The sequence below is a fragment of the Sulfurihydrogenibium sp. genome (assembly GCF_028276765.1).
Taxonomy (GTDB): Bacteria; Aquificota; Aquificia; order Aquificales; family Hydrogenothermaceae; genus Sulfurihydrogenibium.
The window spans coordinates 1-18,537 of record NZ_JAPYVU010000015.1; the positions used below are offsets into that span (position 1 = coordinate 1).

Below are 18,537 nucleotides of genomic sequence, written 5' to 3' on the forward strand. Positions count from 1 at the left end.
GTTACATCTGAACCGTGTGGGTTATAAAGGCATCAGATCGGTTTTATCGTCGTCTGCTTCATTTAGTTACATCTGAACCGTGTGGGTTATAAAGTTGTTTCTGGCTATCAAGCTTGTTAATCGGAGTTAGTGTTACATCTGAACCGTGTGGGTTATAAAGAAACCTTTTACTGTAAGATATGATAGACCTATTCAAGTTACATCTGAACCGTGTGGGTTATAAAGTCATCGCTGATTTCTAAAAAGAACACTCCGTCATCAGTTCCATTTGAACCGTATGGATTATAAAGTGATTATATAACTTTTCCTTCGAGAAGGATTACGATGACAGCGAAAGGTTGATTGATAAGCATAAAGGAAGAGTAATCTTATTCGTCATTCTGAGCGAAGCGAAGAATCTCATGTTTTTATTGATTTTCTCACCCGACGTATTAGAAATAAATATTTTAAAAAATACTTGACACAAATCAGAGAATTGGATATAATATTTATCTCTAAAGTTTAAGCCGGTGTAGCTCAGTCGGCAGAGCAGGTGATTTGTAATCACCAGGTCGTGGGTTCGAGTCCCACCGCCGGCTTTAAATTTTAGAATTTAGAATATGGAGAGGTAGCCAAGCGGCCAACGGCAGGAGACTGTAAATCTCCCGGCGAAAGCCTTCGGCGGTTCGAATCCGTCCCTCTCCATATATTGTATGCGGGAGTAGCTCAGTTGGTAGAGCATCTGCCTTCCAAGCAGATGGCCGCGGGTTCGAGTCCCGTCTCCCGCTCTCCAATAAAACCAAGACGTAAAAAGGCTATGGTGGTCTTTTTACGTCTTATTATGTTTTTATGCCCAGGTAGCTCAGGCGGCAGAGCACACCCTTGGTAAGGGTGAGGTCGCGGGTTCAAGTCCCGTCTTGGGCTCTGAGAGAGGTTTGGTAAAAATAAATAACTTTTCTTTATTTAGGAGGTAAAAATAAATGGCAAAAGAAAAATTTGTTAGAGGAAAAGAACACATAAACGTAGGAACAATAGGACACGTTGACCACGGAAAAACAACACTAACAGCAGCTATCACATACGTACAAAGCAAAAAAGGATTAGCAAAATTCGTTGGATATGCAGATATAGACAAAGCTCCAGAAGAAAGAGAAAGAGGAATTACAATCAACATCACACACGTAGAATATGAGACAGAAAAAAGACACTATGCACACGTAGACTGCCCAGGACACGCAGACTACATCAAGAATATGATCACCGGTGCAGCACAAATGGACGGAGCAATCCTTGTAGTATCAGCAGCAGATGGACCAATGCCACAAACAAGAGAACACGTACTTCTTGCAAGACAAGTTAACGTACCATACATCGTAGTATTCTTAAACAAATGCGATATGGTGGATGACCCAGAATTGATAGACTTGGTAGAGATGGAAGTAAGAGAATTATTAAGCAAATACGACTTTCCAGGAGATGAAGTACCAGTAATAAGAGGGTCAGCACTTGGAGCATTAAACGATGACCCAAAATGGTTTGCATCAGTAGAAGAGTTATTAAAAGCAATGGATGAATACATACCAACACCTCCAAGAGAAACAGACAAACCATTCCTAATGGCAATAGAAGACGTATTCTCAATAACAGGAAGGGGAACAGTAGTAACAGGAAGAGTAGAAAGAGGAACATTAAAAGTAGGTGACGAAGTAGAGATAGTAGGATTATCAGAAGAGAAGAAGAAGACAGTAGTAACAGGAATAGAGATGTTCAGAAAACAATTAGATGAAGCAATAGCAGGTGACAACATAGGAGTCCTATTAAGAGGAATCACAAAAGACGAAGTAGAAAGAGGACAAGTATTAGCAAAACCAGGAACAATCACACCTCACAAGAAATTCAAAGCACAAGTTTACGTATTAAGCAAAGAAGAAGGTGGAAGACATACACCATTCTTCTTAGGATACAGACCACAGTTTTACATCAGAACAGCAGACATAACAGGAACAATAATAGGATTACCAGAAGGACAAGAGATGGTAATGCCAGGAGATAACGTAGAGTTAACAGTAGAGTTAATGGTGCCAGTAGCTATGGAAGAGCAAATGAGATTTGCTATCAGAGAAGGTGGAAAAACAGTAGGTGCTGGCGTTGTTACTAAAATACTTGAATAATTGCGAGGAATAAGAGATGAGAGAAATTATAACTTTAGCCTGCACAGAATGTAAAAGAAGAAATTACACAACTACAAAAAACAAGAGAAAGCATCCAGACAGATTAGAGTTAAGAAAATATTGTAAGTTTTGTAAAAAACACACAGTTCATAGAGAAATTAAGTAATTGAACATGGATTGCGGGGCAGTAGCTCAATTGGCAGAGCAGCGGACTCCAAATCCGCAGGTTGAGGGTTCGAGTCCTTCCTGCCCCGCTTTTGGAGAATATTGATGGTAAAGTATCTAAACTTTCTAAAGGAAGTTTTTGAAGAGCTTAAAAAAGTAACATGGCCCTCTAAAGACCTTGTTAAAACAGCAACTATAGCAGTTATAGTTTTAACATTGATAATGGCGTTGTATTTATGGGGTTTAGATATCTTATTTACAAAAATAATTGCTTTTATAATAGAGAGGTAAAGGCTTAGATGGCGGAAAATGAAAATTTAAACGTGGTTAATGAAGAAGTTAAGGAAAGTAATTTAGAAAAAGATACCGATGAGAAAAAATGGTACGCTTTATATACACAATCTAATTTAGAGATCAGGGCAAAAGAAAACTTTATTAAGAATTTAAAGCTTAACAATTTAGAACATTTAGTAGACGAAGTTATAGTTCCTGCTGAAGAAAAGGTTGTTCTTAAATCTCAAGGGAAGGAAAGATATAGACTTTCTCTAAAAGGTCCAAATAGGATTTTAGAAGTCCAGGGAAAAAAGGGGATTACAAAATTTTCTATAGAAGATGGCACTGTACGAGTTTTAGAAAGTGTTGAAGGTGATGAAGGGTGTGTTTCTCATAGTCCGATTTCTAAACCAGGACAAAAAATAACATGCAAAGAAAACAGAACTGAAGCGAGAATTGTTTTAGAGAATAAAATATTTCCAGGATATATTCTTATAAAGGCGAAACTTACTGATGATTTGATTGATTTAGTTAAAAAGACTCCATTTTTAATAGGATTTGTTAGTGCAGGAGGTAAGCCTGTTCCTTTAAATGAAAACGATGTAATGAAAGTCTTGGGACAAATTCAAAAAGGTGCACCAAAAATCAAGAAACTTTTATATACAAAAGGAGACATTATTAGAGTTATTGAAGGTCCATTTATGAATTTTACAGGAACAGTGGAAGAAGTATTCCCGGACAAAGAAAAACTTATCGCATTAATTACTATTTTTGGAAGAGCAACACCGGTTGAACTTGAATTCTCCCAGGTGGAGAAAATTTAGCCTGTCGGTTCAGCTTTGGTGTTTTGTTAAGACAGGCGTCAAAGAATTCAAGGAGGTGTATTTAAATGGCTAAGAAAGTAACGGCACAAGTTGAGCTGATGATTCCAGCTCAGCAAGCAGCTCCATCGCCACCAGTTGGACCAGCTCTTGGTCAGCATGGTGTTAACATTATGGAGTTTGTTAAAAGTTTTAATGCAGCAACTACAAACATGAAACCTGGTACAATCGTACCGGTAGTAATTACTATCTATTCGGATAGGTCTTTTACGTTTATTCTCAAGACTCCACCAGCATCTTATCTCCTTAAAGAAGCTGCAGGTATAAAGACAGGCTCCGGAGACCCAAAGAGAAATAAGGTTGGAAAAATCACAGTTAATCAGCTAAGAGAAATTGCTGAAATGAAATTAAAGGACCTTAACACTGAAGACATAGAAAAAGCTATGAAAATTATAGCTGGTACTGCTCGCAGTATGGGAATTGAAATTGAAGGATATAAGGGGTAAGTGCTATGGCTAAAAGAGGAAAAAAATATTTAGAAGCATTAAAGCTTATTGATAAAGAAAAGACTTACAGCCTTGATGAAGCTATTCAAAAACTAAAAGAAATGGGAAAAGTTTTGCAGAGAAAGTTTAACGAAACGGTAGAGCTTATATTTAGACTGGGCGTTGACCCTAAGTATGCTGACCAAATGGTTAGAGGTTCAGTTGTACTTCCACATGGATTAGGAAGAGAGTTAAAAGTTCTTGTTATTGCTTCCGGTGAAAAGTTAAAAGAGGCAGAAGAAGCAGGTGCTGATTATGTAGGTGGTGAAGAGATTATCAATAAGATTGCAAATGAAAACTGGATAGATTTTGACGTTGTGATAGCAACTCCGGATATGATGCCAAAATTGGCTAAGCTTGGTAAAATCTTAGGACCAAGAGGCTTAATGCCAAACCCTAAGGTTGGAACTGTTACGGCTGACATCAAAAGAGCAGTTACAGAAGCTAAAAAAGGTAGAGTAGAGTTTAAAGTTGATAAAACAGGAAATTTACATGTTCCGGTGGGTAAAATTTCATTCGAGGATTATAAGCTTAAGGAAAATATTTTAGCTGCAGTAGATGCGGTGTTGAAAGCTAAGCCACCAGGTGCAAAAGGTCAGTATATAAAAAATGTTGTTTTAAAAACAACAATGAGCCCTTCAGTCAAATTAAATCCAGCTGAATTACAAAAAGCCTTAGAAACTAAAGCAGCATAAGGAGTAGAGCCATGGCATTAACTACAGAGAGAAAATCGATTCAAAAGAAAAGTCAGTTAGTTGCTGACCTTAAGCAAAAAATAGAAGCAGCACCAGTTGTTATACTTTTAGATTTTAAAGGTATAGATGCTAACTCAATAGCAGATTTTAGGAAAAAGCTGAAAAGGGAAAATGCAGAATTAAAAGTTGTCAAAAATACACTTTTATACAGAGCTTGCAATGGAACACAACTTTATGATAAAATAAGTATTTTCAAAGAGCAAACTGCGGTTATTTTTGGATATGGCGACATTGTTGCACCAGCTAAATTATTGAAAGAATTTTTAAAAGGAAAAGAAGATGCAAAAGTAAAAGGCGGTTTAGTAGAAGGTGTGTTTGCTGATGCACAGAAGATTGATTACCTTGCATCTCTGCCAAGCAAGGAAGTGCTTGTTGCTCAACTATTGGCTGTACTTCAAGCACCTATTACAAACCTTGTACGTGTACTTAATGCTGTACCACAAAAAACTGTTTTAGTTTTAGATGCTATAAGAAAAGAAAAAGAAAAACAATCTTAAATAAAATTTTATAGGAGGTTTTAAAAATATGGCAACAATTACAAGAGAAGAAATTAAAGAAGCTATCAAGTCAATGACAGTATTAGAGTTAGCACAGCTTGTAAAAGAGTTAGAAGAAGAGTTTGGTGTTTCTGCGGCCGCTATGGTTGCTGCTGTTCCAGCTGCGGGTGGTGCTGCAGGTGCAGCTGCTCCAGTTGAGGAAAAAACTGAGTTTGATGTTATTTTAAAAAGCCCAGGAGCAAACAAAATCAACGTTATTAAGGTTGTTAGAGAGATTACAGGTCTTGGATTAAAAGAAGCAAAAGACCTTGTAGATGGAGCTCCAAAACCAGTTAAAGAAGGAGTTTCTAAGGAAGAAGCAGAACAAATTAAGAAAAAATTAGAGGAAGCTGGAGCTACTGTGGAAATAAAATAATAAACCTTGATAAACGTTATCCCAATAAAGAATTTCCAGCAAGTCTAAGGAAAGGTAGATTGTCGGTATGGCAGTCTACCTTTATTTATTTTAAAATCAAATAAGGTGGTGCAGGATGAGAGAGATAAAAAATTTAAAACGAAATCCTTTTCGTAAAATACTTTCAAGAAGAAGAGAAATAATAACACCTTCTGACCTTTTATCCGTTCCAAAAGAATCTTTTGAAAACTTTGTTCAATTTCATAAAAATCCTCTAAAAAGAGATCCAAATAAAGGTCTTGAAAGCTTATTTAGGACGTCTTTTCCTTTTGTAGACCCAAACGGTCAATTAGAAATTAGATATATTGGATACGAGGTTGGCGATTGGGAGTGTGGAAAATGCGGAAAAGGGTTGCCTGAGGAAATTCTTGGTGGACCAGAAGTTGATTGTCCACATTGTGGCGGTCCATTGATTTACAAAGAAAAGCTAACCGTCGAGGAATGTAAACTCAAGGGATTAACATATGGCGCTCCTCTAAGAGTGCTATTAGAACTTGTAATAAATCATACAGACCCTAAAACCGGAGAAATAATTCCTAAGACTATAAAAAAACAAAAAATATACTTTGGTGAGATTCCTCTCCTAACAGACTATGCTTATTTTATGATAAACGGCAGTGAAAGAATTATTGTATCTCAGTTAATCAGGTCTTCAGGTATATTCTTCTCAGGAAAAGAAGACAAAACAAAAGACATTATTACAAGAGTTATTTATGAAGGTAGTGTCATTCCAGAAAAAGGTGCAAGGGTAGAAGTTCAGTATGCAACAAATTCAGAAATTTTCTATGCAAAGATAGACAGAAGAAAAATCCTTGGAACAACCCTCCTTAGAGCATTCGGATTGGATACTGCATATAAAATTCTTAAAAACTTTTATGGAAAAGTAGATAGGTACATCGTTGAGGATGGTAAATTAGTTCATGAAAATACAAAGATTCCTGTTAATTTAGAAGACTTAGTGAATAGGGATATTTTTGTAACATATGTATATGAAGAAATATCTGAAAAAGGTCAACCAGTACCTATTAAGCAAGAAAAATATGTTTCTGCAGAAAATTTAGAAAAACTTTTAAACGATGATAGAATCAAAATAGAAGAAGTTGTCACTGTAGAACCTCAGGTTATAAACAAATCACCATATCAAAGAGTTATTGTTGAAACATTAAAGAAAGATGAACCAAAAATTAATGCTCTGTTTACTTTTAGAGATGCTGCTCTTGTAGAAATTTATAGAAAAATGAGACCTACGGATACTGCAGTTTTAGACCCAAAAGCCTTTATGAAGAGAGCTAAAGAGTTATTTAATAATACGTTTACAGATATTCAAAGATATGACCTTTCAAGAGTTGGTAGGGTTAAACTAAATGCAAAAGTACATAACGTTCCAAAAACTATTAAACCTTTAGACCTTGAAGATTTCTTTGAAAAATTCCCACCTTTAGCTCTTGATGAAGATGTAGAGACAAAAGATGGGGTTATTCCGAAAGGAACAAAGATAGACCCAGCAGTATTGGAAAAACTAAAAGAAGCTTCATTTAAAGAGATAAAAGTGAAAGAATACTTAGACGAAGAAGCAAGAACACTACAGCTTGCCGACATCATTGCAATAGTCAAGTATTTATTAGAATTAAGATATGGAAAGAAAAACCTGGATGATATAGCACACTTAGGAAATAGAAGAGTTAGACCTGTTGGAGAGCTTTTAGAGGTTCAGGCAAGGGCTGGAATTGCGAGAATGCAAAAAGCATTTAGAGACAGGGTTGCTACCGTTGACGTAGAAGACCCTAACTTAAAACCAAGCGAGCTTATTAATCCAAGATATTTAACTAACTCTATTCTTGAATTCTTAAAAAGCGGTCAGCTTTCACAATTTATGGACCAAACAAACCCGTTATCTGAGTTAACACATAAAAGAAGATTATCAGCTTTAGGTCCAGGCGGTCTTACAAGAGAAAGTGCTAAATTTGAAATAAGAGACGTTCATCCATCTCACTATGGAAGAATATGTCCGATCGAAACACCGGAGGGTCAAAACATTGGTTTAGTTTCTTCAATGACTGTTTATTCAAGAATAAATGAATTTGGATTTTTAATCTCTCCGTATAGAAAGGTTGTTAACGGCGTTGTTACTAACGAAATTGAATATCTGGCAGCATACGAAGAAGAAAAGTATGTTATTGCTCAAGCTAACGCTGAAATAGATGAAGAAGGAAGATTTTTAACAGATAGAGTTCTTGCAAGGGCGTATGGTGATATAAGATTAGTAGAACCACACGAAGTTCACTACATGGACGTATCTCCTAAGCAAATAGTTTCTCCGTCTACATCCTTAATTCCTTTCCTTGAACACGACGATGCCAACAGGGCTCTTATGGGTTCTAACATGCAACGTCAGGCGGTGCCTCTTATTAGAACAGAGTATCCTCTTGTAGGCACAGGAATGGAAGTTATCATTGCCAAGGACTCCGGTTCTGTGATCGTTGCAAAAAGAGGTGGTGAAGTTATTAAAGTTGATGGAAATACTATCGTTATAAAAGTAAATGAGGACGAGATTAACCCCCATGACCCGTTAGATATTGGTATGGATATTTACAAATTAAATAAATTTAAAGGCTCTAACCAGGCTACATGCATGAATCAAAGACCACTTGTTAGAAAAGGTGATATTGTAGAAAAAGGCGCAACAATAGCAGATGGAACTTCAACATACAAAGGCGAGCTTGCACTTGGAAAGAATGTTCTTGTTGCATTCATGCCATGGAGAGGCTATAACTTTGAAGATGCTATCGTAATCTCAGAAAGACTTGTTAAAGACGATGTATTTACATCTATTCATATAGAAGAGTTTGAAGTAGAAGCAAGAGAAACAAAGTTAGGTCCAGAAGAGATAACAAGAAATATACCTGGCGTTAGCGAAAGACAGCTTGCAAACCTTGATGAACACGGCGTTGTAAGAATCGGTGCATATGTTAAACCAGGAGATATTTTGGTTGGTAAAGTTACTCCTAAGGGAGAAACAGCACTAACACCGGAAGAAAAACTTTTATTTGCTATCTTTGGAGAAAAGGCAAGCGAAGTAAAAGATTCTTCGTTAAGAGTTCCTGTGGGCGTTGAAGGTGTGGTAGTTGATGTCCAAATCTTTGCTAAGAAGAAGAAAGATAAAAAGGAAAAAAGAGAGAAGTATTTAGATACTTTAATTAAGCAAGAAGTTGATAAACTTAACTTAGAGTTGGAAGAGAAGAAAAAGTTCATTTTAGATAAAAGAGATGCTCAGCTTAGAGAAATTCTTATCGGTGTGAAGGTTGCTAAGGATGTTAAAGTAGCCGGCGAAGTTATCATTCCTGAAGGAGAATATATATCTGAAAATAACGTTTCTCAGGCTATAAAAATAATAGCTATCAATCCATCTAACTTTATTAAAGATAAAAAATTGCTTAAAAAGATAGAATCTATCATTGAAAAAGCAAAATCTCAAATTGAGCTTTGGGAAAAGATTTACGAAAAAAGAAAAGAAGCTGTTCAGGAAGGAGCAGATTTAAAACCTGGAGTTAACGAGCTTGTTAAAGTTTACATAGCTCAAAAGAGAAAGATCCAGGTCGGTGATAAAATGGCAGGTAGACACGGTAATAAAGGTGTAATCTCTGTCGTTCTTCCTGTTGAAGACATGCCGTTTATGGAAGACGGAACTCCTGTGGATATAGTTTTAAACCCTCTTGGTGTTCCTTCTCGTATGAACGTAGGACAAATACTTGAAACCCATCTCGGATTAGCTGCTAAAAAACTCGGTGAAAAACTTGGAAAAGAGCTTGAAAAAATCTTTGATAGAGAAAAGATTATCGATAAGATTGTTGAGTATTACAGCATTGTAAATGATACAGATAACAAAATCCTTACCAAACAAAGGGAGAAAGATTCTCAAGAGTTAAGAGAGGCTTTATCTAAACTTGACGATGAATCTTTAAGAGACTTGGTTAGAGATTTAACTAAAATTGGCATTCCTGTAGAAACTGCAATCTTTGAAAGTGCATCAGAAGAAGATATTAAGAAGCTTCTTAGTCATGCAGGAATAAAAGATAGCGGCAAAGTTAAACTCTTTGACGGTAGAACTGGAGAAGCTTTTGACTTTGAAGTTACTGTAGGATACATGTATATGCTTAAACTTATACATATGGTTGACGATAAAATACACGCACGTTCAACCGGACCTTACTCTCTTATCACACAACAGCCACTTGGTGGTAGAGCTCAGTTTGGTGGACAAAGATTCGGTGAGATGGAAGTATGGGCGCTTGAAGCACACGGGGCAGCGTATACACTAAGAGAGATGTTAACAGTCAAATCAGACGATATTGAAGGAAGAAAGAGAGTATACGAAGCTATCATTAAAGGAAAACATTACTACGATATCGGCGTACCAGAATCTTTTAAAGTTCTTGTTAGAGAGCTAAAAGCTCTCGGTTTAAACGTTGAATGTATAGTTGAAGGACAGCCTCAAGCCTGCGATACTTCAGAGCCAGAAAAGAAAAAGCCTGAGTTAAATTAGATAGATTTTAACCTCCCTTTTTGGGAGGCTTTCTAAACAATAAGGAGGTAATTTACCGTGGAAGCAAAAGAAAGAAAAGAAACAGTCAGATTTGATGCCATCAGAATATCTCTTGCTTCACCTGAAATGATTAGGTCTTGGTCTCATGGAGAAGTAAAAAAGCCAGAAACTCTTAATTATAGAACATTAAAACCGGAAAAGGATGGACTTTTTGATGCAAGAATATTTGGACCTATAAAAGACTATGAATGTTTATGCGGAAAATATAAAAAAAGAAAGTATGAAGGGACAATTTGTGATAGATGTGGTGTTGAAGTTACACGTTCTGATGTTAGAAGAGAAAGATTTGGACATATAGAGCTTGCATCTCCGGTTGTTCATATATGGTATTTAAAATCTACACCAAGCAAAATAGGCAGCTTGTTAGATTTAACATCCAGAGATATTGAAAGAGTTGTTTATTTTGAATCTTATTTGGTTGTAGAACATCCAACAGAGGAAGAGGAGGAAGCATTTGAAAAAGACCCTAAATCTTTACCTTTAATGGAAGGTGGTCTTACAAAATACGTAAAATTACACATTGTTTCTGAAGATGAATTTAGAGAAAGGGAGTATGAGTATTCAAACGCAGAAAAATACGAATACGGAATGGGAGCTGAAAAAGTTAAAGATGTTCTTGCAAGAATAGACTTAGAAATACTTGCAAAAAGACTTAAAAAAGACCTTCATGGATATGCAGGAACGTTTGACGACTTAAATCTAAACTATAAAATGAACTATCCAAGACTTTACAATAAAGCTATCATTGAAATCGCAAGAAGATTTTCAGAAGTAGGATTAAGATTTGGAGATATAGAGCCAACAGATAAAGAGATAGATGTTATTGTATCACAAGGATATTATGTCGTAATAGACCCAGCTTATTCAGATTTAAAATTTGGACAGATCATAAACCCAGAAAATGTAGATTCTTTACCTGAAGGTGTTATCGCTCTTACAGGTGTTGAAGCATTAGAAAAATTATATAAAGCTTATAGAGAAAAAGTAAAAGAAATACCAATTTTTGAAGTTATCAAAGAATCTGTTAGAAACGTGATCTTAAAAGAAGGAACAGATGCAAGATTAAAGAAAATCATCAGAAGATTAAGACTTGTAGAAGGTTTTATAGAATCTGGAAATAAACCAGAATGGATGGTGCTTGAAGTTTTACCGGTTATTCCACCTGACTTAAGGCCTTTGATAGCTTTAGACGGTGGAAGATTTGCAAGTTCAGACCTTAACGACCTATACAGAAGAGTTATTAACAGAAATAACCGTTTAAAAAGACTTATCGATTTAGATGCCCCTGAAATCATCATTAGAAACGAAAAAAGAATGCTACAAGAGGCGGTAGATGCTCTTATCGATAATGGTAGACGTGGAAGAATGGTCACTCAAAACAACAGACCATTAAAATCCCTTTCAGACTCGTTAAGAGGTAAAGAAGGAAGATTCAGACAAAACCTTCTTGGTAAAAGGGTAGACTACTCGGGACGTTCTGTAATCGTTGTAGGCCCTGAGTTACAGATGCATGAATGCGGTCTTCCTAAGCAGATGGCTTTAGAGCTATTCAAACCATTTATATACAGAAGGCTTGAAGAAAAGGGTTATGCTACATCTATAAAATCAGCTAAAAAATTAGTTGAAGAAAAGGCACCAGAAGTTTATGAATGTCTCGAAGAAGTTGTAAAACAACATCCTGTTCTTTTAAACAGGGCACCGACATTACACAGGATGTCTGTTCAAGCATTCGAGCCAAAATTAGTAGAAGGAAAAGCTATAAAACTTCATCCATTAGTATGTCCTCCGTTTAACGCAGACTTTGACGGCGACCAGATGGCTGTTCACGTGCCCCTATCCGTTGAAGCTCAGCTTGAATCTTACATATTGATGCTATCTACTCAGAACATTCTTTCTCCAGCCCATGGTAAGCCGGTTACTATGCCATCACAGGACATTATTCTTGGTATTCACTATATAACCCAAGAATTGCCAAATGCTAAAGGTGAAGGAAAGATATTTAGCTCTCCAGAAGAAGTTGTGACTGCTTACGAATTAGGCGCAATAGACTTGCTGGCTAAGATAAAGGTTAAAATAAATGGCAAAATTATTGAAACTACAGCCGGCAGGGTAATTTTTAATCAAATACTTCCAGAAGGCTATAAGTTTGTAAATGAAGTATTGGATAAAAAGAAAATTTCCAAATTAATTTCGGATATTTATGAAAAATACGGAAACGAGATTACTGCTCAGACGTTGGATAAAATTAAAGAATTAGGATTTAGATTCGCCACTAAAGCAGCTGTAACTATTTCTGTTGATGATTTAGTTGTTCCTAAGAAGAAAGCTAAAATTCTTGAGAAAGCTATAAAAGAAGCTGAAACGGTTTGGAAGCAGTACGTAGATGGAATCATCACAAAAGGTGAGAGACACAATAAAATCATTGATATATGGTCTCAGGCTACAAACGAAGTTGCAAAAGAAATGTTTAAGGAGATAGAAAAGTCTGAAAGGATAGAAAACGGTAAAAAATACCCTGGCTATTTCAACCCAGTTTATATGATGGCATTCTCTGGTGCGAGAGGTAGTAGAGACCAGATAAGACAGCTTGCAGGTATGCGTGGTCTTATGGCTAAACATTCAGGTGAATTTATCGAAACTCCAATCATGTCAAACTTTAGAGAAGGGCTATCTGTTATTGAGTACTTTATTTCAACTTACGGTGCAAGAAAAGGTCTTGCTGACACAGCTCTAAAAACCGCAGTTGCAGGATACCTTACAAGAAGATTGGCAGATGTTGCACAGGATGTTATGGTTACAGCAGAAGACTGTGGAACATTAAAAGGTATAACGGTTAGCTCCATTATTGAAAGCGGTGAAATTATAGTACCATTTAAAGACAGAGTGCTTGGAAGATATACAGCAGAAGATGTTTATGACCCATATACAGGAGAACTGCTAATATCTGCAAACGAAGAAATTACTGAAGAAGTTGTCGACAAGCTCGAAAAAGCAGGTATTGAAAAAGTAAAAATTAGGTCTGTATTAACTTGTGAAATGCCTCATGGTGTCTGTGCAAAATGCTACGGCAGAGACTTAGCACAAAGAAAGCTTGTTGATATAGGTGAGGCGGTTGGAATAATTGCTGCTCAGTCTATTGGTGAACCGGGTACTCAGCTTACAATGAGGACGTTCCACATTGGTGGTGCTGCTACAGCTAAGGAAGTTCAAACTCAGCATAAAACAAGCCATGATGGAATAGTAAAACTTCAAAATGTAAAATTTGTCGTGGATAAAAAAGGTAGAAAATTAATCATCAACAGAGAAGGTTCGATTAAAATCCTTGATAAAGAAGGAAAAACAATAGAAAGATTTCCGGCACCATATGGAGCAGTTTTATACGTTGAAGATGACCAAGAAGTAAAAGAAGGTACAATTTTAGCTGAATGGGAGCCATTTAGTGACCTAATCATTGCAGAAAAAGGTGGAGAAGTAGAGTTAAGGGATGTTATCTTAGATGTTACCTTAAAAGAAGAAAGAGATAATATCACAGGTAAAACAAGTTATACAATCACATTCTTAAGACCAAAAGACGCACAACTTCATACTCCAAGATTGGTAATCAAAGGCGATGATGGTAATGAGTATATTTATGACCTTCCGGTAAACACAATCTTGTTAATTCCAAAAGAAAATCTTGAAGAAGTCTGGAATAAATGTTTTGCATGTTCTGAAGCAGAAAAAACAGACATTCATCACAAATATTTGCAAGTTAAAAAAGGTTTTAAAGTATCAGAAGGTGATGTGGTTGCTAAAATACCAAAAGAAAAAGCAAAAGTTAGAGACATCGTTGGTGGCTTACCAAGAGTTGAAGAGCTGCTGGAAGCAAGAGAGCCTAAAAACAAAGCTATCATCACAGAAATAGACGGTATTGTAAAAATTTACGAAGATGCAAAGGAAATTACGTTAATAAATCCTAAGGAAGAAAAAACAGAGACTTATAAAGTTCCAGATACAACTTTTGTCATTGTAAAAAATGGTTCCTTTGTAAAAGCTGGGCAAAGCTTAGTTGATGATGGAAGTATTGTCGCAGAATTTGATGGAATGGTAAGACTAAAAAGTGAAGGTTCAAGAATCGTTGTGTTTAATAAAGAAACCGGACAACAGAGAGATTACAAAGTTCCAAAAGGAAAATTCATTATTGTTAAAGATAACTCTATGGTAAAAGCCGGAGACCCTCTAACAGATGGTACTCCAAATCCACACGACATATTGAAAATAATGGGTATAGAAGAGCTTGCAGCATTCTTAGTAAAAGAAGCACAAATTGTTTACAGATTACAAGGTGTTGAAATCAACGATAAACACTTTGAAGTAATCATAAGACAAATACTTAGAAAAGTTAAAATTGTAGACCCGGGAGATAGCAGATTTTTACTCAACGAGATAGTGGATAAACTTGACCTTGAGGAAGAGATTAATAAGGTAATCTCTGAAGGTGGAAGACCACCAAAAGCTGAGCCTGTTCTTGTTGGTATTACAAAAGCTGCATTAACTACAAGAAGCTGGATTTCTGCGGCATCATTCCAAGAAACAACAAGAGTTCTTGCAGATGCAGCTGTTGAAGGAAAAGTAGACCCATTAAAAGGATTGAAGGAAAACGTTATCATTGGTGGAATTATTACAGCCGGTACAGGTATAAAAGAGTATTCAGAAGTTGATGTAGTATTAAAAGAAGAAGAAAAAGAGGAAGTGTAAAATAGTATAACTACCGGACCCCCCTAAATCGGGGTCTGTATAATTTTTATGGATTAAAGAATTAAGCAATAAGTAAACAGGTTTAAAAATTTTGACTTTTAAAACCTAAGGAAAGCAACTTTGGAGGAAAATTTTCGGGATTACAAGAGAATAAGAGGTTAAGAGATTTAGAGGTTATAAATTATTTTTTGTCATTCCCACACATTCTCTAAACTTATATGACATATTTGTAGCTGCTGAGACTGTTTCAAAATTTTTGCAAGTTTACCTTTTTGTCTTTGTCATGCTGAGGACTTTAGTCTGAAGGATCTCTTTTTTGATTTTTTGAATTGAAAAGAAAGGAAGAGATTCTTCGCCGGCTGCAGAATAACGACATTGGTTTTTGCAGCATTCACTTTAACTGCTTGATTTTTACACGAAGTTTAATTATAATATTTGTTTTAGTTTATGATAGAAAAAATCTGTTTTTAATTTAGGAGGTTTACAGTGCCAACTATTAACCAATTGGTTAGAAAAGGTAGAGAAAAAGTAGAGAAAAAATCAAAAGCTCCAGCGTTGCAAGGAAACCCTCAAAAAAGGGGTGTTTGCGTTCGTGTATATACTACAACCCCTAAGAAGCCAAACTCAGCTTTAAGAAAAGTTGCAAGGGTAAGATTGTCAAATGGTTATGAAGTAACTTGCTATATCCCAGGAATTGGCCACAACCTACAAGAACACTCTATCGTTCTTGTTAGAGGTGGAAGGGTTAAGGACTTACCAGGGGTAAGGTACAAAATTATTCGTGGTGCTCTTGATGCTGCCGGTGTTAAAGATAGAAAACAATCAAGGTCTAAGTATGGTGTTAAGAGACCAAAACCAGGTCAAGCTGCTGCAGCAACTGGAAAGAAAAAGTAATTAATTTTTGAAGGAGAGGTAAAAAAATGCCAAGGAAAGGACCAGTCAAACCAAGAGAAATAATGCCAGACCCAATCTATGGAGATGTTTTGGTACAAAAATTGATCAATAAAGTTATGGTAGATGGCAAAAAATCAAAAGCAGAAAAGATAGTTTACGGTGCTATGAAAATTTTAGCTGAAAAAACCGGCGAACAACCATTAGAAGCTCTACACAAGGCCATAGAAAATTTAAAACCAACACTAGAAGTTAGGCCAAGAAGAGTTGGCGGAGCTACTTATCAAATTCCTATGGAAGTTCCTCCAAGAAGACAAATATCTTTGGCGTTGAGATGGTTGGTTGAAGCTGCAAGAAGCAGAAGTGGTAAAGGAAACTATACAATGTTAGAAAAATTATCAAATGAACTATTAGATGCATACCATAATAGAGGAAACGCAGTTAAGAAAAAAGAAGATACTCACAGAATGGCCGAAGCAAATAAAGCTTTTGCACACTATAAATGGTAATTAAAATTAGAATTAAATCAAATCAGAATGCTGGAGGAAAATAAAAATGCCAAGGCAAGTACCCATTGAAAAGATAAGAAACATAGGAATAGTAGCTCATATAGACGCTGGAAAAACAACAACAACAGAAAGAATACTGTTTTACACTGGAAAAACTTACAAAATAGGTGAGGTCCATGAAGGCTCCGCTACCATGGACTGGATGGAACAAGAAAAAGAAAGAGGTATTACAATTACAGCAGCAACAACAGCTGCTTACTGGAAAGGATACCAATTAAACATAATTGATACTCCGGGACACGTTGACTTTGGTGTTGAAGTAGTCAGGTCAATGAAAGTTCTTGATGGTATTATTTTTGTTTTTGCTTCGGTTGAAGGTGTTCAACCACAATCAGAGACAAACTGGAGATGGGCTGATAGGTTTGAAGTTCCAAGAATAGCATTTGTTAACAAAATGGATAGGGTCGGCGCAAACTTTTTCGGTGTTTACGAAGATATGAAGAAAAAGCTTGGAGCAAATCCTGTCCCTATCCAAATACCGATTGGCGCTGAAGATAACTTCAAAGGTGTTGTAGACCTTTTTAAAATGAAAGCTATTGTTTGGGAAGGCGATGAACTTGGTGCTAAATTTGAAGAGAGAGAAATTCCGGCAGAGCTTTTAGACTTAGCTCAAGAATGGCGTGAAAAAATGATTGAAGCTATTGTAGAAACAGATGAGTCTTTAATGGAAAAGTACTTTGCCGGGGAAGAAATACCAGCTGAAGACTTAAAAAAAGCATTAAGAAAAGCAACAATAGAAAGAAAGCTTGTTCCTATGCTTTGTGGAACGGCATTTAAAAATAAAGGTATCCAGCCATTGCTAGATGCAGTAATAGATTTCCTGCCTTCTCCTGTAGATATTCCACCTGTAAAAGGAGTTAATCCAAATACCGGCGAGGAAGAAGTAAGACATGCATCAGATGATGAACCTTTCTGTGCGTTAGCATTTAAAGTTATGGCAGACCCTTATGCAGGACAGCTGACTTACTTTAGAGTTTACTCCGGTTCAGTAAAAGCCGGTCAGACTGTTTATGTTTCAAACAAAGGCAAGAAGGAAAGAATCGGTAGAATCTTAAGAATGCATGCTAACCAAAGGGAAGAGATTACAGAAGTTTATGCTGGAGATATTGCAGCTGCTGTTGGTATAGATGCGACTACCGGTGACACACTTTGTGATGAAAAAGCACCTATTATTCTTGAAAAGATGGAATTCCCAGAGCCAGTTATTGCGATGGCTATAGAACCAAAAACAAAGTCAGACCAGGAAAAGTTATCTCAAGTTTTAAATAAATTTATGAAAGAAGACCCAACGTTTAAAGTTTCTGTAGACCCAGAAACAAATCAAACATTAATCCACGGAATGGGTGAACTACACCTCGAAATCATAATAGATAGAATGAAAAGAGAACACAAACTTGAAGTTAACGTAGGTAAACCACAGGTTGCATACAAAGAAACCATCAAGAAAAAAGCAACGGCAGAAGGTAAATTTATAAGACAGTCTGGTGGTAGAGGTCAATACGGTCACGTTTGGATAGAAATAGAACCAAATCAAGAAAAAGAATATGAATTTGTAGATAAAATCGTTGGTGGTGTAATACCAAAGGAATTTATCCCGGCAGTAGATGAAGGTATCAGAGAAGCAATGAACCAAGGTGTTGTAGCAGGTTATCCTGTTATAAACGTAAAAGCTACACTCTTTGATGGTTCTTTCCACGAAGTTGACTCATCTGAAATAGCGTTCAAAATAGCTGCTTCTATGGCATTTAGAGATGCTATGAAAAAAGCAGACCCAGTATTGTTAGAACCTATCATGCACGTTGAAGTAGATACACCGGAAGAATACATGGGTGACGTAATGGGCGACCTTAACAGAAGAAGAGGAAGAATCCTTGGAATGGAGAAAAAAGGAGGTACCGTAACCATTAAAGCTGAAGTTCCATTGGCAGAAATGTTCGGATATGCTACAGACTTAAGGTCTCTTACCCAAGGTAGAGCAACGTTTGTAATGACGTTTGAAAAATATGAAGAAGTCCCAAGACATATTGCTGAACAAGTTGCAGGACAAAGAAATAAAGCTCACGCTTAAAAATATTTA

13 protein-coding genes, 5 tRNA genes and 1 CRISPR repeat array are annotated in these 18,537 nt (G+C 36.3%); all 18 genes read left to right on the forward strand.

The features are described 5' to 3' along the window. Positions 1–290: direct repeats of the CRISPR family, unit length 29 nt; unit sequence GTTACATCTGAACCGTGTGGGTTATAAAG. Between the two features lie 215 nt (positions 291–505). Then, a tRNA-Thr gene (locus Q0929_RS03655) sits at positions 506–578 on the forward strand. A gap of 23 nt (positions 579–601) precedes the next feature. After that, positions 602–684: transfer RNA gene (locus Q0929_RS03660), tRNA-Tyr, on the forward strand. Between the two features lie 10 nt (positions 685–694). Continuing rightward, positions 695–767 (forward strand) — tRNA-Gly (locus tag Q0929_RS03665). Positions 768–830: 63 nt separating this feature from the next. Further along, positions 831–903, forward strand: a tRNA-Thr gene (locus tag Q0929_RS03670). 56 nt (positions 904–959) lie between these two features. Beyond that, positions 960–2,150 carry an elongation factor Tu gene (gene tuf / locus Q0929_RS03675; RefSeq protein WP_299238221.1) on the forward strand — a complete coding sequence of 397 codons (1,191 nt, stop codon included), beginning with the start codon at positions 960–962 and terminating at the stop codon, positions 2,148–2,150. A gap of 16 nt (positions 2,151–2,166) precedes the next feature. Beyond that, positions 2,167–2,316 (forward strand): 50S ribosomal protein L33, encoded by a 150-nt coding sequence (gene rpmG / locus Q0929_RS03680; RefSeq protein ID WP_299238222.1) that lies wholly within the window; start codon positions 2,167–2,169, stop codon positions 2,314–2,316. Positions 2,317–2,331: 15 nt separating this feature from the next. Further along, positions 2,332–2,404: transfer RNA gene (locus tag Q0929_RS03685), tRNA-Trp, on the forward strand. A 16-nt stretch (positions 2,405–2,420) separates the two neighbouring features. After that, positions 2,421–2,606, forward strand: a complete 186-nt coding sequence (gene secE / locus Q0929_RS03690; protein WP_299238223.1) for a preprotein translocase subunit SecE — start codon at positions 2,421–2,423, stop codon at positions 2,604–2,606. An 8-nt stretch (positions 2,607–2,614) separates the two neighbouring features. After that, positions 2,615–3,412 (forward strand): transcription termination/antitermination protein NusG, encoded by a 798-nt coding sequence (gene nusG, locus Q0929_RS03695; protein ID WP_299238224.1) that lies wholly within the window; start codon positions 2,615–2,617, stop codon positions 3,410–3,412. Between the two features lie 65 nt (positions 3,413–3,477). Beyond that, complete coding sequence (gene rplK / locus Q0929_RS03700; RefSeq protein ID WP_299238225.1) at positions 3,478–3,915, forward strand: 50S ribosomal protein L11; 438 nt, start codon at positions 3,478–3,480, stop codon at positions 3,913–3,915. A 5-nt stretch (positions 3,916–3,920) separates the two neighbouring features. After that, complete coding sequence (rplA, locus tag Q0929_RS03705; RefSeq protein ID WP_299238226.1) at positions 3,921–4,649, forward strand: 50S ribosomal protein L1; 729 nt, start codon at positions 3,921–3,923, stop codon at positions 4,647–4,649. Between the two features lie 11 nt (positions 4,650–4,660). Next, positions 4,661–5,206: a 50S ribosomal protein L10 gene (gene rplJ, locus Q0929_RS03710; protein WP_299238227.1), complete on the forward strand. Its 546-nt coding sequence runs from the start codon at positions 4,661–4,663 to the stop codon at positions 5,204–5,206. A gap of 28 nt (positions 5,207–5,234) precedes the next feature. Beyond that, positions 5,235–5,621, forward strand: a complete 387-nt coding sequence (gene rplL / locus Q0929_RS03715; RefSeq protein WP_299238228.1) for a 50S ribosomal protein L7/L12 — start codon at positions 5,235–5,237, stop codon at positions 5,619–5,621. A gap of 115 nt (positions 5,622–5,736) precedes the next feature. Further along, on the forward strand, positions 5,737–10,203 hold the full coding sequence (locus tag Q0929_RS03720) for a DNA-directed RNA polymerase subunit beta (protein WP_299238229.1): 4,467 nt from the start codon (positions 5,737–5,739) through the stop codon (positions 10,201–10,203). Between the two features lie 57 nt (positions 10,204–10,260). After that, entirely contained in the window at positions 10,261–15,000 is a 4,740-nt protein-coding gene (gene rpoC, locus Q0929_RS03725; RefSeq protein ID WP_299238230.1) for a DNA-directed RNA polymerase subunit beta', read from the forward strand. Positions 15,001–15,486: 486 nt separating this feature from the next. Further along, positions 15,487–15,894: a 30S ribosomal protein S12 gene (rpsL, locus tag Q0929_RS03730; RefSeq protein ID WP_299238231.1), complete on the forward strand. Its 408-nt coding sequence runs from the start codon at positions 15,487–15,489 to the stop codon at positions 15,892–15,894. Between the two features lie 26 nt (positions 15,895–15,920). Beyond that, positions 15,921–16,400, forward strand: a complete 480-nt coding sequence (gene rpsG / locus Q0929_RS03735) for a 30S ribosomal protein S7 (protein WP_299238232.1) — start codon at positions 15,921–15,923, stop codon at positions 16,398–16,400. Positions 16,401–16,446: 46 nt separating this feature from the next. Beyond that, the gene (gene fusA / locus Q0929_RS03740; RefSeq protein ID WP_299238233.1) at positions 16,447–18,528 is read left to right on the forward strand and encodes an elongation factor G; all 2,082 of its coding nucleotides are present in this window, start codon (positions 16,447–16,449) and stop codon (positions 18,526–18,528) included. The last annotated feature ends 9 nt before the right edge of the window (positions 18,529–18,537 follow it).

What these genes read in the sequence shown, in the direction of transcription:
- tuf (WP_299238221.1), top strand. Translation starts at nt 960, where the DNA reads ATGGCAAAAGAAAAATTTGTTAGAGGAAAAGAACACATAAACGTAGGA.
- rpmG (WP_299238222.1), top strand. Translation starts at nt 2,167, where the DNA reads ATGAGAGAAATTATAACTTTAGCCTGCACAGAATGTAAAAGAAGAAAT.
- secE (WP_299238223.1), top strand. Translation starts at nt 2,421, where the DNA reads ATGGTAAAGTATCTAAACTTTCTAAAGGAAGTTTTTGAAGAGCTTAAA.
- nusG (WP_299238224.1), top strand. Translation starts at nt 2,615, where the DNA reads ATGGCGGAAAATGAAAATTTAAACGTGGTTAATGAAGAAGTTAAGGAA.
- rplK (WP_299238225.1), top strand. Translation starts at nt 3,478, where the DNA reads ATGGCTAAGAAAGTAACGGCACAAGTTGAGCTGATGATTCCAGCTCAG.
- rplA (WP_299238226.1), top strand. Translation starts at nt 3,921, where the DNA reads ATGGCTAAAAGAGGAAAAAAATATTTAGAAGCATTAAAGCTTATTGAT.
- rplJ (WP_299238227.1), top strand. Translation starts at nt 4,661, where the DNA reads ATGGCATTAACTACAGAGAGAAAATCGATTCAAAAGAAAAGTCAGTTA.
- rplL (WP_299238228.1), top strand. Translation starts at nt 5,235, where the DNA reads ATGGCAACAATTACAAGAGAAGAAATTAAAGAAGCTATCAAGTCAATG.
- Q0929_RS03720 (WP_299238229.1), top strand. Translation starts at nt 5,737, where the DNA reads ATGAGAGAGATAAAAAATTTAAAACGAAATCCTTTTCGTAAAATACTT.
- rpsG (WP_299238232.1), top strand. Translation starts at nt 15,921, where the DNA reads ATGCCAAGGAAAGGACCAGTCAAACCAAGAGAAATAATGCCAGACCCA.
- fusA (WP_299238233.1), top strand. Translation starts at nt 16,447, where the DNA reads ATGCCAAGGCAAGTACCCATTGAAAAGATAAGAAACATAGGAATAGTA.